19 protein-coding genes and 1 pseudogene are annotated in these 24,866 nt (G+C 68.2%); 8 read left to right on the top strand and 12 right to left on the bottom strand.

The window, feature by feature from the left end:
• Window positions 1–167: 167 nt before the first annotated feature.
• The 3 genes and pseudogenes from HOO61_RS25070 to mobF all read right to left on the bottom strand — a co-directional run.
• Window positions 168–983 (bottom strand): annotated as a pseudogene (locus HOO61_RS25070) (tyrosine-type recombinase/integrase); the annotation flags it as partial.
• Between the two features lie 278 nt (window positions 984–1,261).
• The gene (locus HOO61_RS20060) at window positions 1,262–1,504 is read right to left on the bottom strand and encodes a helix-turn-helix domain-containing protein (RefSeq protein ID WP_172259085.1); all 243 of its coding nucleotides are present in this window, start codon (window positions 1,502–1,504) and stop codon (window positions 1,262–1,264) included.
• A 230-nt stretch (window positions 1,505–1,734) separates the two neighbouring features.
• Window positions 1,735–4,416: a MobF family relaxase gene (gene mobF, locus HOO61_RS20055; RefSeq protein ID WP_367650147.1), complete on the bottom strand. Its 2,682-nt coding sequence runs from the start codon at window positions 4,414–4,416 to the stop codon at window positions 1,735–1,737.
• A 420-nt stretch (window positions 4,417–4,836) separates the two neighbouring features.
• Between mobF and HOO61_RS20050 the strand changes: the two genes are divergently transcribed.
• Window positions 4,837–5,247: a PRC-barrel domain-containing protein gene (locus tag HOO61_RS20050; RefSeq protein ID WP_172259087.1), complete on the top strand. Its 411-nt coding sequence runs from the start codon at window positions 4,837–4,839 to the stop codon at window positions 5,245–5,247.
• A 121-nt stretch (window positions 5,248–5,368) separates the two neighbouring features.
• Complete coding sequence (locus HOO61_RS20045; RefSeq protein ID WP_172259088.1) at window positions 5,369–7,054, top strand: hypothetical protein; 1,686 nt, start codon at window positions 5,369–5,371, stop codon at window positions 7,052–7,054.
• A gap of 67 nt (window positions 7,055–7,121) precedes the next feature.
• Here the strand turns inward: HOO61_RS20045 and HOO61_RS20040 are convergent, their stop codons facing one another.
• Window positions 7,122–7,592, bottom strand: a complete 471-nt coding sequence (locus tag HOO61_RS20040; RefSeq protein WP_172259089.1) for a hypothetical protein — start codon at window positions 7,590–7,592, stop codon at window positions 7,122–7,124.
• A 266-nt stretch (window positions 7,593–7,858) separates the two neighbouring features.
• On the opposite strand from HOO61_RS20040, the gene HOO61_RS20035 reads away from it, so the two are divergent.
• The 5 genes from HOO61_RS20035 to HOO61_RS20015 all read left to right on the top strand — a co-directional run bounded on the left by HOO61_RS20035 (window position 7,859) and on the right by HOO61_RS20015 (window position 12,175).
• Window positions 7,859–8,602, top strand: coding sequence for a permease (locus HOO61_RS20035; RefSeq protein ID WP_172259090.1), 744 nt, complete (start codon window positions 7,859–7,861; stop codon window positions 8,600–8,602).
• 83 nt (window positions 8,603–8,685) lie between these two features.
• Entirely contained in the window at window positions 8,686–9,390 is a 705-nt protein-coding gene (locus HOO61_RS20030) for a response regulator (RefSeq protein ID WP_367650148.1), read from the top strand.
• 108 nt (window positions 9,391–9,498) lie between these two features.
• Window positions 9,499–10,824: a HAMP domain-containing sensor histidine kinase gene (locus HOO61_RS25065; RefSeq protein ID WP_172259092.1), complete on the top strand. Its 1,326-nt coding sequence runs from the start codon at window positions 9,499–9,501 to the stop codon at window positions 10,822–10,824.
• Window positions 10,818–11,369, top strand: coding sequence for a GerMN domain-containing protein (locus HOO61_RS20020; protein ID WP_172259093.1), 552 nt, complete (start codon window positions 10,818–10,820; stop codon window positions 11,367–11,369). The genes HOO61_RS25065 and HOO61_RS20020 overlap by 7 nt, the downstream gene beginning before the upstream one ends.
• 311 nt (window positions 11,370–11,680) lie before the next feature.
• Entirely contained in the window at window positions 11,681–12,175 is a 495-nt protein-coding gene (locus HOO61_RS20015; RefSeq protein WP_172259094.1) for a hypothetical protein, read from the top strand.
• Between the two features lie 23 nt (window positions 12,176–12,198).
• On the opposite strand, the gene HOO61_RS20010 is transcribed toward HOO61_RS20015, so the two are convergent.
• The 8 genes from HOO61_RS20010 to HOO61_RS19975 form a co-directional block, all read right to left on the bottom strand.
• Window positions 12,199–13,533 (bottom strand): NAD(P)/FAD-dependent oxidoreductase, encoded by a 1,335-nt coding sequence (locus tag HOO61_RS20010; protein WP_172259095.1) that lies wholly within the window; start codon window positions 13,531–13,533, stop codon window positions 12,199–12,201.
• Window positions 13,534–13,615: 82 nt separating this feature from the next.
• Window positions 13,616–15,694: an ATP-binding protein gene (locus HOO61_RS20005; RefSeq protein ID WP_216658886.1), complete on the bottom strand. Its 2,079-nt coding sequence runs from the start codon at window positions 15,692–15,694 to the stop codon at window positions 13,616–13,618.
• A gap of 56 nt (window positions 15,695–15,750) precedes the next feature.
• On the bottom strand, window positions 15,751–16,677 hold the full coding sequence (locus HOO61_RS20000) for a kelch repeat-containing protein (RefSeq protein WP_172259097.1): 927 nt from the start codon (window positions 16,675–16,677) through the stop codon (window positions 15,751–15,753).
• Between the two features lie 62 nt (window positions 16,678–16,739).
• Window positions 16,740–17,783, bottom strand: coding sequence for an ABC transporter ATP-binding protein (locus HOO61_RS19995; protein WP_367650204.1), 1,044 nt, complete (start codon window positions 17,781–17,783; stop codon window positions 16,740–16,742).
• A gap of 77 nt (window positions 17,784–17,860) precedes the next feature.
• Window positions 17,861–18,952: an ABC transporter ATP-binding protein gene (locus HOO61_RS19990; protein ID WP_253942387.1), complete on the bottom strand. Its 1,092-nt coding sequence runs from the start codon at window positions 18,950–18,952 to the stop codon at window positions 17,861–17,863.
• Complete coding sequence (locus HOO61_RS19985) at window positions 18,927–19,838, bottom strand: ABC transporter permease (protein ID WP_172259099.1); 912 nt, start codon at window positions 19,836–19,838, stop codon at window positions 18,927–18,929. The genes HOO61_RS19990 and HOO61_RS19985 overlap by 26 nt, the downstream gene beginning before the upstream one ends.
• A complete protein-coding gene (locus HOO61_RS19980; RefSeq protein WP_172259100.1) occupies window positions 19,831–20,835 on the bottom strand; it encodes an ABC transporter permease in 1,005 nt (334 codons plus the stop codon). The genes HOO61_RS19985 and HOO61_RS19980 overlap by 8 nt, the downstream gene beginning before the upstream one ends.
• A gap of 108 nt (window positions 20,836–20,943) precedes the next feature.
• Window positions 20,944–22,563 (bottom strand): ABC transporter substrate-binding protein, encoded by a 1,620-nt coding sequence (locus tag HOO61_RS19975; protein WP_172259101.1) that lies wholly within the window; start codon window positions 22,561–22,563, stop codon window positions 20,944–20,946.
• Window positions 22,564–23,520: 957 nt separating this feature from the next.
• Here HOO61_RS19975 and HOO61_RS19970 point away from each other — a divergent pair.
• A complete protein-coding gene (locus HOO61_RS19970) occupies window positions 23,521–24,720 on the top strand; it encodes a family 16 glycosylhydrolase (RefSeq protein WP_172259102.1) in 1,200 nt (399 codons plus the stop codon).
• Window positions 24,721–24,866: the final 146 nt, after the last annotated feature.

Below are 24,866 nucleotides of genomic sequence, written 5' to 3'. Positions count from 1 at the left end.
GCCCTGACCAGCGGAAACGCTGGGAGGGGCCGCTTCTGCATTTGCCTCACATTCGGCCTCGGGCAACGCTGGGGCAACACGGGGCAACAGATCCCGACGGTGCCGCGCCGTCTCCCGGGCGCGATCCGTCGCTCGCCGACCTCGTTGAGCCGGTCCTCGAAGAGGTGGCCGTAGGTGTCGAGCGTCATCGTCGCGGAGCTGTGTCCGAGCATCTGCTGGACGACCTTGACGTCAGCGCCGCTCGCGATGGCCAGGCTGGCTGCGGTGTGCCGCAGCAGGTGGGGATACAGGTCGGGGACCCCGATCGAGCGGGCTGCCGCGCCGAACGAAGTCCGGAACGTGCTGACCCGCAGCGGCTGGCCGTTGCGGATGCCGGCGAACACCAGGTCGTCGGGCGCCTTGCCGGCGACGTGGACGGCCAGCTCGGTCGTGAGGAAGCGCGGGATGGGCACCTCGCGACGTTGGTGGGTCTTCGGCGTGCCCCACACGAGTCCCTGGCCCTGGACGGGGGTCACGGACTCGGCGATGACGGCACGGTTGCGGCGCAGGTCCAGCCGGGCGACGCGCAGCGTGGCCATCTCCCCGAAGCGGACCCCTGTGTAGGCCAGGAAGAGGACGACCAGGCGATAGGTCTCGTTGGCGCGGGTGTCGAGACTGCTGAACTTGCTCACGTCGCTCGGGTAGCCGGCTGCCGTGGCGAGGTCGTCGACCTGGTCGTGGGTGAGGTAGGGGTGCTCGTGCTTGGCAGTGCGGGGCAGGTTGACGCCCACGGCCACGTTGCGGGCCAGGCGGCCGTCCTTGACCGCGAGGTCGAGGACCAGGCTGAGCACGCGGTGGATCTTGTGGACGGTGGCGGGGGAGTGGGCCCTCGTCAGCTCGGTGACCCACGCCTGGACGTCGCCGTGCGACACGTTGGCGAGCTTCACCCGGTCCCACCTCGGCCCCACGTGCCGGCTCAGGATCCCGGCGTAGCGAGACCGCATGGTCGGCTTCAGGTGTGTCTGACCGTCCAGCCACCGCTGGGCCCAATGACCGACCGTGCCCTGCGCGAGTGCCGGGTCGACGTAGGTGCCGACGACCTTGGCGTTCTCCACCCCGGCCAGGAACCTCTGGGCGTCGACCTTGCGGGCGAACGTCTTGTTGCGCTGGGCGCCCGCCGGCGTGCGATAGTGCGCCCGCCATGATGTCTGGCCGTCACGGACCCGCTTCTCGATGCTGGCCATGGCTCATCGTGCCCACGTGGGCGGGCGACTGTCGACGCTCATCGCCCGTCCTGTGGACGGTTGGTCTGTTCGGTGAGCCAGAGGGTCAGGTCGGTGCGCCAGTAGCGGACGTGGCGGCCGACCTTGAAGCTCTTGGGTCCGCAGCCGAGGTGGCGCCAGTAGCGCATGGTTCCTTCGGGGACGCGCAGGAGGCTGCAGGCTTCCTGCAGGGTCAGCATCTCGTCACCGGGGTCACGGCGCGGTCTGGCGGTCTGGGTGGGCGGCTGGGGTTGGGCGGTCATGTGGTCCTCCTCGGTGATGGCGTTCGGCGTCCGGGAAAGGCGACGGGCGTTGGCGTCCCTCGGACATCTGCAGCCGCGCCGCGTCGCGTGTGAAACATGTCGACCAGCGTGGACGCCGAGGTTTACCGGATTCCGGTGCCACGGAGGGGAAGGCTGAGGGGGAAACCTGGAAACGCGCAGGTCAGCAGGTTTCCCCAACTTGTTTTGGGTGGCACTTGTCAGAGCCCGGTTCAAAGCCCGATTCCGGAGGGTCGGAAGGCTGGTCGGAGGTGGGTGTCGAGGGGGGAACGCTGGCGCGGTGGTCGCGGAGCGGTGGGTCCGTAGCGGTCGACGGCCTCGAGGGCTAGCCGTTGGAGGTGGGCGGGGCCGAGGCCTGCGCGGTCGCGGCTGAAGACCTGGCTCCACTGCTGTCGGGCTTCGTCGAGGCTCGCTGCCACGAGGTGTGCGACGTTGGAGTCCCGGCCCCGGGTCATGGCGACGTAGGCGGATGCGGCGCCGGTGGTCTCGCCGATGGCGACGTGGGCGTATTCGACGGTCTCACCCTGCGCGCCGTGGATGGTCGTGGCGTGCGCCAGCTCCACGTGCTCGTGCACGTACGCCGCCGGCAACCGGTGGTCGCGGCGGCGTTCGGGTGAGTGCACGATGAGGTCGCCGGCGGAGCTGATCGCGGTGACGGTCCAGGTCTGGCGGTTGGTGACCCCGAGGGCGGGATCGTTGCGGCGCGTGGCGACGCGGGCCCCGACTCCGATCTGCTCACCCCGGTGCGTCACCACGTGCGTGACCGCCCCAGTTGACCCGTGAACGGACTGGCGAGTCCGCTGGTTGCTGATGGCCGCGTTCAGCGTGGCGACCTGTTCGCGGGTGTCCGCGACCACGAGAGCGCCGGTGGCGCCGATGTCGGCGAGCGCGGCGGTGCGCTCGGCTTCGGAGGGGTGGATGATGATCTGGCCGCGTGCAAGAAGGTGGTTGAAGACGTCGTCGGGGGCGCGGCCGTCGCGCATGCGGAGGCTGAGGTGGGCGTAGTCGGGGTCGGTGAAGCGGTGGACGTGCTCCATGGTGAGCACGGCGCTGGGGTGGGCCCACGCGAGGGCGTGGTCGAGGACGCCGCCGCGGCCGACGGCGGGGAGCTGGTGCCGATCGCCGAGGAACGCGATCCGGGCGCCGGTTTCGTCGGCGAGGGTCAGCAGGGCCAGTGCGTCGTCCTGGGTGACCATGCCGGCCTCGTCGACCAGCAGCAGGTCTCCACGTCGCAGGCGCGCCTGCGGGCACGGCTCGCTGCGCTGCTGGCTGGGTTGCCGGGTTCGGTGGCCGTCGTCATCCCAGCGCCAGCCGTGCTGGTGGATCAGCCATGAGGCCGACTGCCCGGAGGCGCCCGTTTCGCGGGCGGCGACGTCGGCAGCCTTGCGGGTCGGGGTCACGACCTCCAGTCGGTGCCCACGCCGCGTCAGATGTGTTCGGACCGCGGCGAGGGTGGTGGTCTTCCCGGCACCTGCTGCGCCCTCGACGACGACCAGCGGACCCTCACAGGTCAGCGCAGCGACCACCCGGACCTGCTCCGGCGCCAGCCGCCCCAACCGCGCGAGCCGCGCCAACGTTGCGTGGCGAAACCGGGCGTCCTCGGCGGGCTCGGCAGGATGGGAGCGCCGCAGCAGCCGCTCGAGGATCTCGGTCTCAACGGCGAGCACCCGTGGTGAGGTCAACGCGCGCACGTGTTCTGGGACGTCAGGTCGCAGCAGCAAGGGCGTGCACCGTGCCGCCGCGCGGGCGGTGAGGTCCTCGGCCAGCTCACCACGAACGCCGGCTGCGGCGACCAGGCCTGCCTGCGCGATCAGCGTCTCGACCTGACCCCGGATGTCGGCGGTGTTCCACGCGGACCGCTTGGCGCCCAGACGCGAGAGCACGAGCTCGACTGCCCGGTTACGATCGAGGTCCGCGATCGACACCGTCCTGGACGACACAGCCGCCGGCGGGTCCATGTAGCCGAGGGCGCGCAGCTCTTCCTTCCACCGCTCGGTCACCTGGACGCCGTCGGTCGGGACGACCTTGTCGGGACGGGCCTCGGCCCACGCCCGCCGATCCCAGATCTCCCGCAGCGGCGCCGCCGGCTCCTCGCCAGGGTGCGCCGACCGCCAGTCGGCCTCGTACCGGTCGGTGTTCGCGCGGATCTGCGCGGTGCGGGCGCTGAACGCACCAGCGAACGGCCTCAGCTCGTCGATCTCCCCGGACGCGGGATCGAGAGTGAACCCGGCATCGGCGAGCGCGGCGCGGAACCCGGGATCGGTGGCAACGGCAGCGTGGCCGATCCCGTTGATCGCCTCGATCATGTCCCGGACCCCGACCGAGTGCAGCCCTCGCCACCTGCCGGCCGCGAAGACGCGGGCGTTGACCTGGAGGTGCAAATGCCGGTGCGGGTCGCCGGCCCGGGACGTGTAGTGCCTAATCACGGCTGCCTCGAGCCGCTCGACGGGCACCTGCACCTGCCGGCCCCGGGGCCCGACCCGGGTGGTGGCGTGATCGGCAAGGTAGGTGATGATCTGTTCGGCGGCACGCTCCTGCGCGGCATCGAGCGCAGCGGACACCTCCGCGTCAAGTGCGGCGGCGAGCGACCAGGTCTTGGGGCCGTTGACCGTGACCTCGACGAACCGCAGCCCGTTCGCGTCCTTACGAAGCCGGCCCTTCGGCTGACCGGACTCGACATCCAACCCCGCCACCCACGCCTCGTAGGCCACGCCGTCCAGATCCGGCCTTCTCGCGATAGTGGCCAAGCCGCCGGGCGGTCGGGTGGCGGCGAACCGCCTCGCGATGCCGTCGCCTTCGGCGAGGTAGTAGTCGTCGTAGCGGGCACAGTCCTGCTCGACGTACGCGCGCGCGGCCTTCGGCGCACCTCGATAGAACTTCACACCACCGTGCACGCCAACCACCTGCCTCAACGACGTCCGTCGACAACAAACGAAGCCCTCGAAATGCCGCGTGGGCCGCCCGACCACGGGCGACCCATCTACGAACCCTCGTAGCATGTGTGCCGCTTGATTGGTAAGGGGTGGAGAGCCGACGTTGGGCGGACGGATCGAGAAGACTCCGCGAGCCGACGATGTTCACTCATGATCAATCGTCTGGGACTGTGGGAGTGCTCCGGCGCTGGTCGAGGGAACTGTCGAGCACGCGCACACCCGTTGCCCTGACTTCCATCGAGTCATCGTGTCCGGCGCCCGTCGTGAGCCCGGGCTTTTCGGCTGAGGTCACAGAATCGCAATCCCCTGATCCGTCACTGGTCATCTGCGCGTGTCAGGGTCGAGGACGTGAGCTGTCGATCGCCTGCGAGGAGGGCTACGATGACCATGACCCGTGAGCTTGTACCTCTCAGCACGACTGAGCTGACCCTTGCCGAGGAGCAGGACGACGTCCGCGGCATGTCCGTAGTCGACGTGCGTGATCACCGGGTCGGTGAGGTCGAGGAGATCCTGGTGGATCCCGAGGAGAGGCGTGCGCGCCTCCTGGTGATTGCGTCGAGCAGCATCGTCGGTCCGAAGGAACACCACCGTCTGGTCCCGGTCGATGCGGTGTGCCGCGTGCGAGACGACGTTTGTCTCGAGCGCAGCGACCTGCATGTCGATTCCGGCTTCGACTACGACGCCTCCCCTCGCGGACCTGTCGACTACCGACCGGTCTACAGCTACTTCGGCTACGCCCCGTTCTGGGAGGACGGCTACCGGGCGCCGTACTTCCTCGCCCGCCGACCATGACGTGCTCGCCGCGCGTCGCGCGCGTCGAGCCGACAGGGGGATGAGGCGGCCCTCTGGGGCAGGGGCCCGGAGGGCCGCTGCCCTGGCGCGAGCCAGGGCCCGGATCGGTAGCGTGGCGGTCGTGCGGTCAGGTGTCTGGCGCGTGGTGCGGGTGTCGGCGGCGTTCGTCGTCTACGGAGCGCTGGCGGCGGCGGTCCTGGGGGCTCCGGTGGCGGCGGAGCGAGCGGTGGAGGCGGTCCGCATCGAGGACCGACTGGGGACGGTGCCGGTCGAGCTCTCGCTCACCCACCACGGTCGCTCGGTGCTCGACACCGGAGTGCTGGGCAGTCTCTACTGGGACCAGACCGGAGCGCTGGGATTCGGTGCCCGGGTGAGGGTGACGGACACGCCGCAGGCGGACGGAACGCTGGCGTCGTACGCCAGTCCCCGCTTCGTGCGTGCCAACGCCGTGTTCGTCAGCGCGCCAGAGCAGGTCGCGGGCGCGTACGGCGATGCGTTGCGCTCGCAGCTGCTCGGTCACCTGATGTGGCGCGAGCTCGCCGCCTTCATGGTGGGAGGACTCGTCATGACCGCCGTCTTCCGGGCGCGGTCGCCGATACCGGCCGCCTGGTCCCGCCGCCGATCGATCATTTCCGGCGCCGTGGCGCTTGTGACGCTCGGAGCGGTCTCATGGGGGACCGCGGCATGGTTGTTCGCGAGGTGGGAGGGCAACGCCGAGGTCCCCGACGCGTACGCGATGCCCGGAATCTCCGAGCTGTCCTTCAGCAGCCCGCAGTCGCTGGAGATCGCCCGGCAGGTCCGGCCCTTCCTCGAGAAGAACAACGAACGGATCCAGGAGCGCACGCGCACCTACCTCGACGAGGCCGAGGAGTCGTTGGCCGGCGAACTCACCGTCCGGGCCGGCGACCTCGCGCCGCGTGACGGTGAGTTGGTCGTGCTCGCCGAGGCCGATCCGCAGGGCAGTCACGTCGGCACCCGGGTGCGCACGCTCGTGTACGCGGCGCTGGTCGAGGCGATCGGGGTCGACGCCTTTGCCGTGCGGACGATCTCCGGGGGCATCACTTCCAACGGCACGATTGCCGAGGCCGGGTTCGTCGAGGTCGAGGTGGCTGCCAGCGGCGAGATCCCCACCGTGGTCGTGAAGGGCGACCACGACACCGGGACGACCCTCGAGCAGCTCTCCGCGACCAGTGCTACGAATCCGCATTTCGACCCCACCGAGGTGTCAGGCCTTCGCATCGTCGCCGGGAACGACCCCGCCTTCAAGACGCTCTTCGGCGGCACGGTCGTCAACGAGACCGGGGTATCGGAGACCGAGCTCGGCGAGCAGCTGCGCACGTACGTCGACGACGAGGATCCAGACGCAGTCGTCGTGCTCCTCCACCAGCCACGCTCGGCCGCCGGCTACCTCGGCCTTGGCTCTCTCGACGACCTCCCCAACGAGACCGACGACAGGCCCCTCGACCTCACCACGCCGGTCGACGACGGAATACCGGACGTGCCGCCCGGGATCGTCAACATCGGTCACTTGCACGACGCCGAGCTCCCACGGGTTGTCTGGAACACCGACGGCGACGAGACCACCTGGACCGTCGTCAACCAGCTCGGCACCTCCGGGGGAGTAGAGGAACGACCGACCTTCAACCGGTTCTCCACCCCCTATTCGGCACCGCTCAAGCGCGTGAGCATCCAGTTGCAGTACGTCGACCGCGAGACTGGCCTGCAGACCGGCTACGCCAGCATCGAGTTCGCCACTGACGGCGTCGCGACCGTCGCCGGCCGTACTGACCTCGGTCAGTCCGAGTAGCTCCGCAATCGTGCGCGCGGCCGGCGACGGCAGCAACGAAGATGGCGGCGGCCGCCTGCATCTGTCGTCACGTCTCCGACACTGCGACCGGGAACTCCTCGCCGGCTGCGGGCCGGCCAACGGGGAACACCGAGACCACGTGGGTTCCCACATCGCGCGGCATCGCGCGACCGTCGCCGAGCTCACCTGCTGGCGCATCTACCGCGAAGACCTGATTACCGGCAGGGTCGACCAGGCGCAGCTCATAGCCCTTGTCGCTCTCGTTCTCGAGCACCATCGCGACGACTTCTCCGGCTTCCGCCTCGAGGTCTGGTGAGGCGCCCACCTGTCCGTCGGTGGACACGTGGAACCGCAGTGTCGGAGCGTTCAGCGGGACATCGTTCTCCTCACGGTCGCTCATCGGCACCGCTTCGTTCCGGCCCTCCTGGCCGCAGGACGACAAGACCCCGGCCAGCACTACACACACCGCCATCATCACCACCGTGCGCGACGAACGTCGCGCTGCGGCTGCCTGGCCTCGTTCGGTGAACATCGTCATGGTTGATCTGACTCCTTCGATCGGCTTCCCCTTGGCCTAGGACTCCACCTTGCGAAATCTGGCGCGGAGAGACAACGGCGGTCACGCTGAGGCCGCGTCCGACCGTCACAGGGCCGTCACACGGCCGTCGCACGTCCCCTTCACCCCCGGCTCGCACCTCTCAGCCTCGACGGCAGGCCTGCGACACGGCGTGATCGTGACAGTCGTGTGACGACGCTCGACGAGGAGCATCACGTCCGTGACAGCGGGCACCGATGGTGCTCAGGGTGAAGTTCTCCCTCAAGGAAAGGAGTCGTCATGACGACACCGAACGAGAGGCCGGACCCCGTGACAACCGAACGGGCCCGCACCACACCGCCAACGCCGACGAGAATGGCGCCGACAAGCGCGGTGCCGACAGCGCTCGATCGACCGGCCGGACGCACGAGACACGTGCCGAGTACGTCCGTCGTCACGACGACCGGGACGTGATCGCGTCAAGGGACATGGTTCGCTGGGGACCGTTGTGGGCCGGCGTACTGGTTGTCCTTGCGACCTATCTCGTCGTGCAGCTCGCGGTGTTCGCGCTCAACCTGTATTCCGACGGTGGCGCGTGGTGGAGCTCCGTCTCCGCGTTGGTCGCGTTCTTCATCGGCGGGCTGGTCGTGGGTGCGACGGCGCTGTGGCACGGTGTAGGTCAGGGGGCTGTGAACGGCGCCGTGTTGTGGGCGTTCGCCACCGTCGGCCTGCTCCTGCTCGCGGTGCTCGGCGGCGGGACGCTCGCGGGTCCGGTCTCGACCGTGGCAGCCGACTTGGGTGCGATTCAGGACCTGAACCTGCAGAACCCGCCGACGGAGCAGGTGAACCAGGCGCTGCAGGGAGCTCGTGACGCCGCAGGCTGGGCCCTGCTCGGACTCGGGCTCGCCTTGGTTGCCGCTGTAGCCGGCGGCGTGGCGGGAGCGAGGATCTGGCCCCATCGCGACAGCGCCGGCACCGCCAGGCGGGAAGCGGCGCATGCCCTCACCCACTGAGTGGGGGCATCGGGGAGCCCGCAGCGCGCCAGCGGCAAGTGGGCTCCTCGTGCGTTTCTCGACGGGGGTGTGAGAATGGGTTGGTGTCACGTTCGGTGTTGTTCATCGAGGACGATCAGCGGATTCGACGTGCCGTGGCGATGGCACTCAGGGCCGACGGGTTCGACGTCGTGGAGGCCGACACCGGTGAGGACGGACTGTTCGCCCTGGCCGAACGCGAGGTCGGCGTCGTGCTTCTCGACCTGATGTTGCCTGATGTGGACGGTTTCGAGGTGTGCCGCCAGATCCGACGACGAAGCGATGTGCCGGTGATCATGGTGACGGCCAAGGCGGACAGCCATGACGTGGTCGCTGGCCTGGAAGCGGGCGCTGACGACTACGTCACTAAGCCCTTCGTGCCGAAGGAGTTGGCGGCGCGGATTCGTGCGCTGCTGCGACGCACGGCGACTTCCACGACTGCGCGCGCTCCGGTGATGGTCGGTGGTCTGGAGATCTCTCCGGAGCGGGGCGTGGCCATCCGGGAGGGTAAGGTGGTCAACTTGACGCGGACCGAGTTCGGTCTGTTGTGCGAGCTCGCTGTTGAGCCGGGCCGCGTGCACACGCGGGAAGAACTTCTTGAGCGGGTGTGGGGTTATGACTACTTCGGCGACGAGCGGCTCGTCGACGTCCACATCCGTCGGCTGCGGACGAAGATTGAACAGGATCCGGCCGTGCCCCAGGTCGTGACGACCGTGCGGGGCATCGGATATCGGCTGGCGGCCGATCCGGGCCCACCTGCTGGGGACTAGATGGCGGTGAACGCGTGGCGTTCGGCGTTCCGAGCCGGCCTTGCGCGACTGCAGGGGTGGCCTGGTGAGGCCGGGATACGCCTCCGCGCGACGTTGGCCTTCGGGCTCGTGGCTGGGGCCGTTGCGGTGCTGGGCGGGGTCGCCGTGTGGGCGAGCGTGGCGGGCTATCTCCTGAGTCAGCGCCACGAGGCAGCGACAGCGCAGGCCATGGCCAACGACGAGCAGGTGGCCCGAGGGCTGCAGTCATCTGGGCTGACCCCCCCACAGGCCCTCGCCCAGCTGCCGCACCAGCTCGCCTCGTCCTCGTTGCTGTACTACCAGGACGAGTGGTTCACCGATGACTTGACCGTCTCCCGCAGCACGATCCCCGCCGAACTGGCAGCGCTCGTCAGGGGAGGGCAACCCCACTCGCAGCGCGTCGCGGTCGGGGGAAGCCCGGCTCTGGTGGTGGGGCTACCGGTGGAGGGTGCCGGCGCGGCCTACTACGAGGTCTTCATGCTCACCGAGCTCGACGAGTCCCTCACGACACTGACACTGGTGCTGGTCGCCGGAGGTCTCCTGATCCCCGTCGCGACCATGACTCTGGGGTGGTGGGCCGTTCGACCGGCGCTGCGGCCCGTCGAACAGGTGGCCGGCGCGGTCGCTGCCGTGGCGAGCGGCGATCTCCGGGTCAGGATCGATCCGCGCGGGGATGCGTCCCTGCGTCTGATCGCCGAGTCGTTCAACTCCACTGTCGACGCCCTCGAGCGGCGCGTGAGGATGGACGCCAAGTTCGCCGCAGACGTGAGTCACGAGCTCCGGAGCCCCCTGACTACGATGGTCAACACGGTCCATCTGGTCGAGCGGTATCAGGACTCCATGGACTCCGACGGCCAAGAGGCGCTGGGGCTTCTCCGGGCGGAGGTCGACGGGTTCCAGCAGCTGGTCCAGGACCTGCTCGACATCTCGCGCTCGGACGCCGGAAGCGATCGGCTCGCCATGGTCGAGCTGCGACTCGCCGAGCTCGTCGAGCGTGCCCTCCCACCGGACCTGCTGTCGCGGGTGGAGGTGACGTCGGGCGGGGCGTCGGCGGTCGTGCGAGGCGACAAGCGGCGTCTGCGGCAGGCCCTGATGAACCTGGTCGCCAACGCCGAGCTCCACGGGGCAGGAGTGACGGCGGTGCGCGTCGATGCTACTGAGCAGCTGGCGTGCCTGACGGTGGAGGACGCCGGCCCGGGTCTGGACGTTGACGAGCTCGAGCGTATCTTCGACAGATTCTCCCGGGGCCGGGGTAGCGAGCGGGGCTCGACGACCGGTGCGGGCCTCGGGCTCGCCCTGGTGGCCCAGCACGTTCGGCTGATGGACGGCACCGTCAGCGCAGAGAACCGACCGACCGGTGGTGCCCGATTCGTCATCAGGCTGCCGCGATCCACGACGGAGGCGCCACCGTGCTGACCCAGCCCCGTACGCTGATGGCCGCCCTGGCGGCCGTGGTGCTCGCCGTGACCGGATGCGGGGTCCCGCTCCAGGACGACCCGGTCGCCCTTCAGGCGACCACCACACCCAGTCCGGTCAGTCCGAGCCCGGGCGGGAGCAGCGTCGTCCGGGTCTACCTGGTCAAGGACGCACGCCTCGTGGAAGAGGTGCGACGGGCCGACGACCCGTCGGAGCAATCGGCGTTGGACCTGCTGACGGACGGTCCCACCACTGCTGAGAAGGTGGTCGGGACGACGACTGCCCTGGCTCCGGGGGAGTACGCCGTCGAGGACTCCGGCCTCGCCACGGTCATCGACGTGCCGGTGCAGTTCACCCAGGTCGCGGGAGACCTGCAGCTCCTCGCTGCGGCCCAGCTGGTGTGGACGGTGACCGACCGACGACCCCGCTCCGCGGTGCAGGTCACCTTTCAAGGCGAGCCCATCGAGCTCCCGACGGACCAGGGCTTGACCAGCGACCTGGTGCGCCGCTCCGACTACCGGTCCGTAGCTCCGGAGGACGGTTAGGGCAACGCGGTTCTGCGAGACGCGCTTCGCCGCATCGCGGGCGGCTGGAACGTGGCTTGGGGCGGCATCTACCGTGGCCGATATGAGCACACGACGACTTCTCTACGTAGGCGCCGTCCTCTTCGTCGCGGCGGTCATCGGCCGGCTGGTCGCGGAGTCCTTCTAGTGCGCCAGACGAGATCCATGACGATTCCGTGAACGTTGGCCGAATCGGCGGCCGCTGACACATAGCGGTGGGCCGGAGCGGCAACCACGCGAGTATGACCGTTCCCCATCGCTCAACTCATTCCGCTTCTCGCCCTCTACGCGCTGTGGGTGGACCCTGGACTCGCGTTGTCGCGGGCCTGGCAGTCGGGCTCGCCTGTGCGACGTCCTGCGCCGAGCGACCGGTCGAGACCGAGGCCTCGATCGGTCAGGTCGAGCGCACGGAGTCGATGGACGCGCTCGGGATGGCACTGGTGACCAACGGCCAGGGTGCTGCCCGACTGGTGGGCACCTTGGTCAACCAAGCGGACGACCCGGACCGCCTGATCGGGGTTGACGTCGAGCCGACCGTCGGGTCCTTCGACGTCGTGATCGCGGACGGGCCGATCGTCCTTCCCCCAGAGGAGCCGGTCACCTTGGCCCGTGACGCGCAGATGACTGTGTTCACCGACCGGTTCGTGCCCGGTTTTCGCCCGGAGCTGCGGCTCGTCTTCCTGAATTCGGCGCCCATCGTCACCACCGTTCCGGTCGAGACGCAGACCGGCCCCTACGCGGAGGTGGAGGTGCTCCGAGCCCCGGACGGTGACATCTCGCCGGACTGACTGTCGTGATCGCTGGGCGAGAGTCAGGTTCGGAGGGAAGCTGAGACGGCACCCATCAGCGTCTTCGGTCGGAGCAGAGCCTGCGGCGGGTCGACCATGGACGTCACGCGAAGGAACGCCCGCCCGAGGGCCGGGTCGCTGGAGGCGCCGGCCTGGATCCGGGCGACGTACCGTCCGAGCAGGCCGGCCATCGCCGTCCGGCGTCCGCTGACCCCGGGGAAGGTGAGGTCGGCTCCTGATGACAAGGCCCACGCTGCGTTGACCACCTTCGCGACATCGCGTTGGAAGCGGTGCGGTCGCAGTGTTCCCTGGTCGAGGTGCCGCCCCAACGCTGCGGCTTCGAGGGCGGCGACGGTCATGCCCTGACCGTAGATCGGGTTCAGCGAGCACACGGCGTCTCCCAGCACCACGACTCCTTCTGGCATGGATGCGAGCTGGTCGTAGCGTGCTCGGACCGAGGTGGGATGCCTGTACGCCACGGGGTCGTCCAGAGGCTCCGCGTCGAGTATGGCCCGGTGTACGTCGGGAAGCGCAAGGTCTGCGGCGAACCGGATGAAATCCTCTGGGTCCGTGGGCGGGTGATTCCCCAGCACTCCCATCAGGGTCACCAGGCATTGGTCGCCTCCCAGCCGGGACAGGGCGCCACCTCGTGGCTGCTTGGGCGTGGGGCCCGAGAGGATGACCAGGTCGTTGTCGATCACGCCCGCTGGTAGCCGGTATCGGCGGCTGGCGTAGCCGACCCCGACGTGCAGCAGCTGGACGGTTGGCCGCTCGTGGCCAAAGGTCTCGAGCCAGACCGGCATTCGCGATCCCCGGCCGGTGGCGTCGACGACAAGGTCGGCAGCGTGGTCCCGACCCGCACCACCGTCCTGGCGGCCGACGACACGGACGCCGCGGACCCGACGGGCGCCTGCATCCGCGACCAGGCCGACCACGTCGTGAGCGCGCAGAAACCCGACATTCGCTAAGCCTTCGACCCTGCGACGAATGTCCTGCTCGAGTACCGGGCGGTCCGCACAGAGCATCGCCAGGCCGGAGTCTCCCTGCGCGAAGCGGTACCCTCCGAAGCTCAACCGGCTGTGCGCAAGCATGTCCCCGCACGGCACTCCGCTGGCGGTCAAATCGGACGCCAGACCGGGGAAGAGCGCTTCCAGCTGTTCGAGACCACGGGCGAGCAACCCGTGTAGGTGACGTGCCTGCGGCGTGCCACGACGTGGGTGATCGTCGTCGTCCTGGAGTCCATCGCGCTCGACGACGACGACCTCGTCGTATCGGTCGGACAGTACTCGTGCGGCGAGGAGTCCCGCGATGCTGCCACCGAGGACGATCGCACGGTCTCGAGTTGATGTCGTGGTCATGGCGTGCCTCCTCCTGGTGTCCTTTCCAGAAGGCTGCTCCTACGAGCATCTGGTCACCAGATCATTCGCTGCTCACCTCTGCTCACTTCTCACCTCTGAGCGCTCCGCGGTCGGTGTCGACCGATCCCAGCTCCGCGCTCCAGAGTCGCGACACCACCACGTCGATCCCGCGGCGCAGGTGACGGCGGTACGTGCTGAACGGCAGATCGAGAGCTGCTGCTGCTGCTGCCTCCTGGGTACGCGCGGACCGGACAAAGGTGCAGTCGAGCGCGCGGAAGAGCCTGTCTTCCCGCGGATCCGTGGCCAGCGATGCGACGGCCGCACGAAGGACCGAGGCGACGGCGTCGGCATCGGCGACCCGTGGGCCGGCGAGGAGCCGGGAACGCATCAGCGGGTTGCGGGCGAGCAGGTCTGGTCGGTGGAGGTCTCGCAGACCTTGGCGTACGGCGGCGTCGAAGTCGTCGTATGCGAGCACTAAGAGCTCGGACTGCGTGTCCACCGGAACGAGGAAGGCGTCGTCGGCCAGGGCGCGCTCGGTCCAGCGGCGGATCATCGCCTCGACCGGAGTCTGTCGGAAGTCGTGCCCGAAGAGTCCGAAGCGAACGCCATTGCAGTGGAAGTCGGCGCCGGTCGCGCGCCCCATGTCGGCCGCAGCGAAGAACTGGTCCCAGCGGTCGGGTTCGGACAATGTGACGAAGTCCCAGGCGAGGCCGGGGGTGGTCAGCTGCCGTTGCAGGGTCAGGATCGGTACGGCGTTGAGCGTGGGCGACGGGTCCTGGTAGGCCATTGCATCAACGATGAACCTGCACTGGGTCATCACCTCGCCCGGGCGGGGAGGTGCGGTGCGGTCGGCGTAGTTCCATGCCGCTGCCGCACCTGGGTCCCTTCGCCGGTCGGCCCCCGTCGCCGCTGTGAGATCGATGAGTGCGATGACGCCGCGCGCTCGGGAGTCATGGCCCCGGAGCACGTGGAACGCTTCGGGTTGTCGCTCCAGCCAGTGGCGCGCTGTTGCCGCCGATGTCTCACCTTCGGCCGAGCCAATCATGTCGATGATTGCTCGATGCTCCGTGGGTCGGGCGCCGTCGGGGTAGTGGTCGCCCAAGGAGGGCAGTGCGAGTGGTAGCAGGACGCTCCGCAGGTTGCGGAAGCAGAACTTCAGGTCCGCAATCGCTCGCTGCTGGGCCACGCCAGTGGTCGCGCGTATCTGGGACATGACCCAGGCTTGAACGTCCCGGAAGACTCTCCGGTAGCCTTCCGCGTCGCGCCAGCGCAGGTCCGCGTCGAGCAGGGCGCGGACAAGATCGTGCGGAACGAGTCCGTTGCCGCACCTGTCGATGACTGAGAGCTCACTGAGCCACGCGAAGACTTCGTGCGCAGCCGACGGGTCGGCCAGCACTTGGCGCAACAGTCCTTCGTCGGTCGAGCGGGCGATCGCCGTCACCTCGAGCCCGTGTCGGTGCGCGGACGTAGGAGCGTCGGCGACCACCCGGGCCAGTAGGGCGGGGACGACGTCGCCCGGTAGCTCCTCGAGGTCCAGGTCGGGTTCTCTCAGCAGTGCGTCAGTCAGGAGGGCAAGTGCAAGGGGGTGCCCGTAGGTGTGACGGAGCACCGTCGCGTGCCGGTTGGTGGGAACCTCGCGACGGCGCAGGTAGGCGCGTACGTCGTCTACCGCCAGGTTGCGCAGCGTGGTCACACGCAGCGCTTCGGACCAGACGGGGTCGGCGCGCCATTCGGCGCGGCACGGGTCGCGACTCGCCAACACGGTCACCGTCGAGCTGGGCAACCGACGCAGGAGAGAGTCACGGAACCATGCGTCCAACAGGCGTAGATGTTCGTAGCCGTCGACCAGCATCACTACTCGGGGGTGGCGGCGGGCATCGATCGGTTCGTCGTTCGAGTCAAGGCCCAGCTGCGCGCCCACGGCGTCGGCAACGGCAGCCGGGGTTGCTGGCAGCTCCCGACCGTCGATCTGCACCACCTCGCAACGGGCAGCGCGAGCCACCTCTGCATACGAGTCGAGCAACTCTGACTTACCGATGCCGCCGGGTCCGGAGATGTGGAGCACGTGGAAGAGGCCATCGGTGTCCTCCAGTGCGCTGAGGAAGAGCTCAAGCTCTGCTCGTCGCCCGACTAAGTAGCGACGGTGTCGCTTCTTGAGCACGTCGCCGATGCTGCCTCGTAGGGACTGGGACATGGACGCGTCGTTCGCAGATCGGTTCATGGCACCAGGACGTCGACGGTACGCACGTCCCGCAGGGGGGACTCCTGGCAACCGCCGATGGCGTAGAGGGCACCGTCCAGGGCGGCGAACCCGTGGCCGTGGCGCGAGAGCGGTGGATGGTTGGTCGGCGTCCACTCGCGGGTGCTCAGGTCGAAGGTGGCCGCGAAGTCGTGGAACGTCACCCACAGGCGTTCATCGAGCATGGCCGCTCCGCCTCGCGCCGTCGGCTCGGGCAGTGTCGGCCCATCGCTCCACGAGCCGGCCTCCGGGTCATAGAGCTGCACCAACCGCGACGGGGCGCCCCGCCACCAGCCGCCGAGGACGTAGAGGCCGGCGGTGGTGGAGACCGTGTCGTGGGAGCCGCGCGCGTGAGGCATCGGCGTACCCGGCGACCAGCTCATCGACGCGACGTCGAGGACGTCGACCGCCGGCACCGGTCCCTTCGCCGACCCACCGCCGATGACGTAGATGCGACCGTCGTGCAGGGTCACCGTGTGCGCGTAGCGCGCATGGGGGAGTCGGGGCAGTTCTTCCCACGTGCCCGTCGAGGTGTCGAGCACGGCGGCGAAGTCGGTTGGTCTGCTGGTTTCGTCGAGCCCGCCGACGACGAAGATCCTGTCGCCGATCGCCGCACCCTCGAACGAGGCGAGTCCCAGCGGCAGCTCGATGGAGGACGTGGTCCAGGTCCCGCTGTCCGGATCGAGCACCTCGATCGAGGTGAGGCGGTTGCCACGGTCTCCGGTCATGCCGCCCAGCACCCAAATCTCGTCACCCACGACCGCCGTGACGAAGTCGTCCCGGGGAGTCTGCAACCCATCGACCGGCTCCCACCCGGGCACGTGCTCGACCCAGGGGCGGACCGTCGGGGCGGTGGAGCGAGCACCGGACGTACAGCCGGTGAGCAGCGACAGCCCGACCAGCACTGCGAGGCAGGTCGCTAGTGCAGGGCGGCGCGCGGCCGTCTTCGCTCCCCGCCAACAGCCCGTCACGGCGTGGATGTCTCCTCGCCGTGCTCGGCGACGTTCGCACCCTCGTCGCGCCGGTCGTCGTCGCCTGAGGCGTGGATGACGTCGCGTTCGACGGCGAAGTGGCAGGCGGAGGGGTGCGCCGAGCCGTCTCGCGCAACCAGGAGTGGAACTTCTGTGGCGCACACATCCTCCGCCTTCCAGCACCGGGTCCGGAATCGGCAGCCGGAAGGCGGGTCAACCGGGCTGGGCACGTCGCCCTCGAGCACGATGTGGTCCCGGTGTCCGCGGAGCCGCGGGTCCGGGACCGACACCGCCGACAGCAACGCCTGGGTGTACGGGTGCGTCGGATGCTCGTAGATCTCGTCCTCGGTGCCGTACTCGACCCCCTTACCCAGGTACATGACCAGGACGCGGTCAGAGATGTGCCGTACGACGGACAGATCGTGCGCAATGAAGACGTAGGCCAGTCCGAACTCGTTCTGAAGCTGCTCGAACAGGTTGATGACCTGGGCCTGGACCGACACGTCGAGCGCCGAGACGGGCTCGTCGCAGACGATGATCTCCGGCTTCAGGGCCAGAGCGCGGGCGATGCCGATGCGCTGACGTTGCCCCCCCGAGAACTGGTGGGGATAGCGGTTGGCATGGCTCGGATCAAGGCCGACCACGTCGAGCAGCTCCTGGATGGTCCTACGACGATCTCGATTGCCCAATGCGTCGGGGTGGACGTCGTAGGGCTCTCCGACGATGTCCCCGACGGTCATCCTGGGGTCCAGGGACGAGTACGGGTCCTGCAGGACGATTTGGATGTTGCGCCTCATCGCGCGCAGCTCACGGCCCTTGAGCGTCGAGACTTCACGTCCCTTCAGCTTGATGGAACCCGACGTAGGACGTTCCAGCCCCATCAGCAGCCTCCCCAGGGTCGACTTGCCACAGCCCGACTCGCCCACGACGCCGAGCGTCTCACCTCGGCGAAGTTTCAACGACACGCCGTCGACCGCCTGCACCTGGCCGACCGTGCGCTGGAAGACGATTCCCTGCTTCACGGGGAAGTGCTTCTTCACCTCCGTGACCTCGAGGAGGAGATCGCTGTCCTCGTGTGCGGCGGTGGCTTCGTGCGAGCTCGTGCTTGTCTCGGCGCTCACGAGTCGAGCACCTCCTCCCAGTAGTGACAGGCGCTGGTGCGTCCGGCGGGAAGGTCGTAGAGCGGGGGTTCGTCATCGGTGCAACGCTGTCTCGCGAAGGCGCAGCGCGGGTGGAACGAGCATCCCGAGGGTCGAGCGATCAGGGACGGTGGTAGCCCCTCGATCACGGTCAGGTCCTGGCCCTTCTGGTCGACGCGGGGGATGGACTCCAACAGGGCCTTCGTGTAGGGGTGGGCCGGGCGTTCGTAGATCTCGTAGACGCTCGCCTGCTCGACCGCGCCACCGGCGTACATCACGCAGATCTTGTCCGCTACATCGGCGACCACGCCCATGTCGTGCGTGATCAGAATTAGTCCGAGATCGCGTTCGCGCTGCAGGTCGGCCAGCAGGTCCATCACTTGGGCCTGGACGGTCACGTCCAGGGCCGTGGTCGGCTCGTCGGCGATGATGACGTCCGGCTCCAGGGCGAGCGCCATCGCGATCATGACGCGCTGTCTCATGCCTCCGGAGAACTGGTGGGGATAGTCGTTGACCCGAGATCTCGCCGCCGGGATTCCGACCATGTCGAGCAGCTCGACGGCGCGTTCCCTTGCCTGCCCCCGTGAGGCGCCCGAGTGCTTGCGAGCGGGCTCGCCGAGCTGCCATCCGACGGTGAAGACCGGGTTGAGCGCGGACAGTGCGTCCTGGAAGATCATCGCGATGCGGTTGGCCCGGATAGGTCGCCGGGTTTTCTCGTCCAGTGACAAGAGATCGACCCCGCGATAGCGGATCTCGCCGCCGGCGATCTTCGCGGGAGGGCTCTCGAGGATTCCCATCACGGCCTGGGCGGTCACCGACTTCCCGCAGCCCGACTCGCCGAGAATTCCCAGCGTCTCGCCCGCCTCCAGGGAGAAGCTGACCCCGTTGACGGCGTGCGCGACCCCGTCGCGGGTGTGGAACTCGACATGCAGGTTCTTCACCTCGAGGAGAGGGGCGCCGTCATCGAACCCCAGGGAGTCGAGAGGCGACTGTTCTGCCTGGTGATCGCTGCTGCTCAGGATGTCCGTCATCAGGTCGGCCCTTTCATCGGTTTCGGGGGTCGAGCGCATCGCGGAGCACGTCGCCGAGCAGGATGAACGCCAGCACGGTGATGACGATGAACGCGCAGGGGTAGACGAGCAGGTGCCAAAAGCCGGCCAGGGCCAGCGTCTGGCCGTCGGCCACGAGCAGTCCCCAGGACGCGGTCGGACGTTGGTACCCAACACCCAGGAACGTCAGGGTCGCCTCGGCGCTGATGTAGGTGCCGAGCGCGATCGTCGCCAGCACGATCACGGGGGCGATGCTGTTCGCGATGACGTGCTTGCGGATGATGAACAGGTCGCTGGCTCCGAGGGCCCGGGCCGCGTCGATGAAATCCTTCTGCTTGGTGGCGAGGACGCTGCCCCGCATCACCCGGGTGAGGGACGTCCAACCGAACACCACGAAGACCAGCGTCAGGGTCCAGACGTTCCGCTCAGGGAAGAGCGCCAGGAACACGAGGGCGCCCAGGATGAAGGGCAGCCCGAAGAAGATGTCGGTGACCCGGCTGATGACGCTGTCGGTCTTGCCGCCGAAGTAGCCCGCCGCGGTGCCGAGCAGCACGCCGAGCACCGTGGTGCCGAGGGTCACCAGGATCGCCAGGATCACGGACTTGCCGGTGCCCCAGACGAGGGAGGCCCACATGTCGCAGCCGGCCCTGGTGTAGCCGAAGGGGCGGTCCCACGTCGGTTTGCCGCGGGCGTCGGTCAGGTCGCAGGCGCCGCGGGCGTTCGGCGACTCCGACGCCCAGAGCTGGGGGAAGAAGGCCATGCTGAGGATGACCAGCACGAGCACCAGCGACACCCAGAACATCGGCTTGTGGACCAGCTCGTAGCGCACGTCGCCCCACAGCGAGCGGTTGGCGCCGTGCTGGTTCCCACCAACGGTTCCGGCGCTCTGTCCGGCCGTCTCACTCATAGCGGATCCTGGGGTCGAGAGCGGCGTACAGGATGTCCACGAGCAGGTTCGAGATCAGGAACACGACCGTCAGGATGGTGACCACACCGATGATCACCGGCGCGTCGTTGGCCTGGATGGCGAGGAACACCAGTTGACCAACGCCAGGGATGTTGAAGATCCCCTCGGTGACAAGTGAGCCGCCGAGGAGGAACCCGATGTCGATGCCGATGTAGGTGATGACTGGGATCAGCGAGTTGCGCAGCGTGTGGATGCCGACGGTGCGCTTGGTCGTGAGTCCTTTCGCGCGGGCAGTGCGGACGAAGTCGGACCGCAGGTTCTCGATCAGGCTGGTGCGGGTGAGGCGGGCGATCGCCGCCAGCGAGAACGCACCGAGGACGATGCCGGGCAGCACGAGACTCAGCCAGGGGTAGTCGGGGTCGTACCCGACGTTGAGCATCTGCCCCAGCCAGTCGGGGGCCCAGTTGCTGTTGCGGAGCGGCAGCCCGACCTTTAAGCCTACGAACAGCAGGGTCAGCGACCCGAGGACGAAAACAGGGAAGGCGATCAGGAGCACCGTGGTGAAGCGCACGAGGTTGTCGATGAACTTGTCCTTGCGGAGACCGGCGAGGACTCCCGCGGTGATCCCGACGATGATCTCGAACAGCAGCGCGATGATGGTCAGCCTGGCTGTGACCGGAAACCTCTCGAGGAACATCTCGGCGACGGAGCGGCCGCGGAAGTTCACGCCGAAGTCCCCGGTTGCGTACTGCCCGAGCCGGTCCACGAACAGCCCGACGCACGGGTTGCCGGTCTGGTCCAAGCAGGAGTCGTCGAGGTTGTACCTGGCCTGGAGCTCCTCGATGACGGCCTGGGGCGGGGCGTTGGGGCCGAAGAGGGCACGGACCGGGTCCCCGACGATCTGGATGGTCAGCGTGCTGAGCACGTGGAGCAGGAAGAGGGTGCCGAGGATGACCGGGATGAACTGGATCAGGCGTCGGATGACGTAGCGGCCCATAGCAATCCTTCGTCCTGCTGCTGGTCCTGAGAGGGGATCGGGCACTGGCTGTGCCCGATCCCCTCCTTGGGAAGTGGTGTGAACGTTCAGCGGTTGCTTAGCGCGGCGTCACTGCTCGACCGTGATTTCTCCGAAGGCGATCTCGCCCTCGCCCACGTCGAAGCGGACATCACCGACCTGGTCGGAGTGCGCGATCGCGGTGCCGCCGCTCCACATCGGGATGATCGGCATGTCCTCGAGTGCGATGTCGCCGGCCTGCTGGTAGAGGTCGATAGCCTCGCCCAGCGAGTCCGCGGCATCGCCCTGGGTGACCAGCTCGTCCAGCTCGGGGTTGCTGTAGCCCGTGTAGTTCGAGTCACCGTCGGTGCCCACGATCGGCCGGATGTAGTTCTCCGGCGACGGGTAGTCCAGCGACCAGCCGAGTCGGAACGGACCCTCGAAGTCCCCGCTGTCGAGGAGCTCCAGGTACTGGGCCCACTCGGTGGAGTTCAGCTCGTAGTCGAAGCCGAGCGTCTCCTGCACCTGCCTGGCTGCGGCCTCGACCCACGCGTCGTGTCCCGCGTCGGCGTTGAAGTAGTACTGCAACGTCATGCCCTCGGGGTCCACACCGGACTCCTCCAGGAGGTCCTTCGCGCGCTCCGGGTCGTGCTCGCAGTACTCGCAGGCGTCGTCACGCGAGCCGGGAATCGGCGGCGTCACAATGTCGGTGGACGGGTACGCCAATCCGTTGAGCACCTGCTCGACGATCAGCTCCCGGTCGATCGCCAGCGAGATCGCCTGCCGCAGCTGCTTGTTGCCATAGGGCTCCTGGCCGATGGGGAAGCCCAGGTACGTGAGCGACGCAGTCGGCTCCTCGATGATCGCGTCACCGAGGGTGCCCTTCGCCTCCAAGTAGACCTCTGGGGCCAGGCTGAGGACGTCGAGGCCGCCGTTCTGGAAGTCACGGTAGGCCGCGACCGGCGTCGTGAACATCTTGAACTCGACGCTGTCGGCCATCGCGGGCTGCTCACCCTCGTAGTCCGCCCACTTCTCGACGGTGATCTGCTGGTCGTGCTGCCACGGCTGGTTCATCTGGTAGGGACCGGTGCCGATCGGCTGCTCGTTGCAGGCGTCGATGTCGTCGAAGCACGCCTGGGCGATCGGCGCGAAGGCGGGTGCATAGCTCAGCATCTGACCGAACTGCGAGAACGGGCTCTTCAGCGTCACCTCGAGCGTCTGCGCGTCCACGACCTCGATCCCCGACGCCTCCGGCCCCTCACCCGCACCCTCGATGCGGGACATGAAGCCAGCGGTGGACTGGGCGTTGTCGGGGTCCTGTGAGTAGTTCCAAGCTCGGGCAAACGACGTGGCGTCGACCGGCTCGCCGTTGTGGAAGCTGCGGTCCTCCTTGAGCGTGATGGTCCAGACGGTCTGGTCGTCGTTGGCGCTGATGTCTTCGGCCAGCCCGTCATAGACCAGCTCCCCGGATTCGAAGTCCGTGGAGACCAACGGGTCGTTGATGAGGTCGAGTACCGCGCTGCACTCGGACTCGTAGCAGTTGGAGGCGGGAGCGAGGAAGGTGGGTTCGGTGAGCTCCGCCGAGTAGGTGCCGCCTGCCTCGCCGGTCGGGCCGTCCGCCGGAGAGCCGGGGTCGTTGTCGTCCGATTCGTCTCCGCTGCCACAGGCGGCGAGACCGAGGACGAGTGCTGTGCACGCGGCTGTCGCGCGCCATGACCGTGTCACTCGCATGGGAACTCCTAAGCAATGTCGAGGATGCTCGTCCTCGCCATCGTTGGCAGCGGCGGAGCGCGGGGACAACGGGCCGACGCGGAACTTCACATGACCGCAATGAGCGCGCCGTGAGCTTTGCGGATCGGATGACGATTTCGCACCCTGCCCGGCCGCTGGCGAGGCGACCCGCGGGCCTCCTCGAGCTGGTAACCGCATTCGTCGTGTCGCTGTGTCTCGGACCTACTAACGCGGATGTGACGGCGGTGGGAGGCTGCCGAGCATTTGACCTACGCGACCCGGGTACGCCGCGTCGGTCCGCTGCGGCGTCGGGCCGGAGCACCCGTCGTGCTGGACGAGAGAAGGTGCCGCCGCGATTGAAGCGGCTCCGAGGTGGTCGGAGAAGGTGACTTACTTTGCCACGTGCTCGGCCACCGGAGGGGCGCAGACGGCACCCGCCGCCACCGTGCTCGGCGCGAAGGTGCGACCACTGTGCCGACGTGTGCCATCCGGCGGGTCACAGCTCGAGCGTAGGTCGGGCCTGCTCAGCGCAGGCCAGTGTCGGTCGGTGCCGGGCCGCCGCGTGCACCAGCGCCGGGTACACGGGCCGGGAACGAGGCACGTCGTGAGTCGACCGCTGCCCGGTGCGCCGGTGCCGCTCCGCGAAGTCCGCGATCTGGCCCGCCAAGGCCATGGGTGAAGGCTACGCACGTCGGCGGATACGGCCTGGAGGCGTTCGGGCACATCGTGGTGCTCGAAGGCGAATCGACGTGCGTGTGCGACTCACTCATGGCGTGCGACGTCAGCCTCCGGATCAGTTCCCGGGGTGGCGCCATCGATCAGGGCCGAGACAGAAGCTTCGGTCGACATCGTCGTCCGGCGCGCTCCGAGGATTTGGGTTGGGACGAGGTCCGAGACACCCTCGAGGGGATGGCACTCGAGACGAACACTTCGCGCCCACAACACAGAGCAACCCCCATGTCTGCACGCCGCGTGCTCGTCGGCGCCCTCGCTCTGCTGATGCCCGCGTCCCTGCTCCTCATCAGTGAGACCGGATCGGCAGCAGGTCCAGCGACAACTTCCCCCGCGTCGTCTTCTCTGCGTGAAGCCACGCGCTCGCGCGCGAGCCTGCAGGTCATGCCGCAGATCGTTCAGCACGGCCGGCGTACGGCGAGCCCTGACGCTGCCCGGGTGGCTATCACCGCCACGATCAAGCCGCGCCGTGCCCGACGCCCGGTCCAACTCCAGGTCAAGACCGGCTCGAGGTGGAAGAACGTCGGGCGAGCCCGGACCGACGGTCGCGGCCGCGCGGAGTTCTCCGCGCGTGCCATGCGTCGCGGGAAGGCGATCACCTATCGGGTGAGATCCGGCAGCTACAAGGGTCATCGTCGCGTCGTGAGCCGGCCGAGGAGCACCAATCGCTGGCAGACGCCGCTCTTCACCGAGACGTTCTCCGGCCGCTCGCTCGCTCCCCAGTGGAGCCACCGCGGACAGTCCTACGAGAAGGAGAGCCTGCGCAGGTGCTCCAAGGGCAGCCCGAAGGCGGTCAAGGTCTCCGGCGGCAAGGTCCGCTTGAGCGTCATCGAGGACAGGAGCCGTCCGGGCAAGTGCAAGGCGATCAAGCGGGGCAAGGTCTCAGGTCGCTACGCCTACCGCCTCAACGGTCACATCTCGACGCAGAACCGGGTGTCGTTCAAGTACGGCTTCGCGGCCGCCCGCGTGAAGATGCACAAGCGCCGCGGTCAGCACAGCAGCTTCTGGCTCCAGCCGCAGACCTCCCGCGCGGGCACGCCGCGCACCGCAGGCGCCGAGATCGACGTCATCGAGTACTTCGGTGACAAGCACCCGCGAGGTGGCCTGACGAGCTTCATCCACTGGAAGAAGAACAACGAGCTCATCAAGACCGGTTCGTGGATCAAGCAGCCGAGGAGCTTCCTCAAGAACAAGCGTGACGGGTGGTCGAGGAACTATCACGTGTTCTCGGTCGAGTGGACGCCGAGGATGTACATCTTCCGTATCGATGGTCGGGAGACCTGGCGCACCCGCAAGGGCGTGTCCGGCCAACCCCAGTACCCCATCCTGAGCCTGCTCGCCTCGGACTACGAGCTGTCGCACATGAAGGACAAGCAGCTGCCGCAGCACATGAAGGTTGATTGGTTGCGGATCTGGCAGGCCTGAGGGGCAGCCATGGTGCCCTGATGGGCAACATGTAGCTCGACCCCGCGCACTCCAGAACGCAGAATCTGTGTTCCGCAGGACAGAGCCGTCGACCATTCCAGCCGGACAGATCGCGGATATTTGGCAGGCGATCGACGAGTTCGTCC

It is taken from the genome of Nocardioides sp. zg-1230 (genome assembly GCF_013155335.1).
Taxonomy (GTDB): Bacteria; Actinomycetota; Actinomycetes; order Propionibacteriales; family Nocardioidaceae; genus Nocardioides.
The sequence above is the reverse complement of the archived record's forward strand: the minus strand, read 5'-3'. Positions and strand labels throughout refer to the sequence as shown.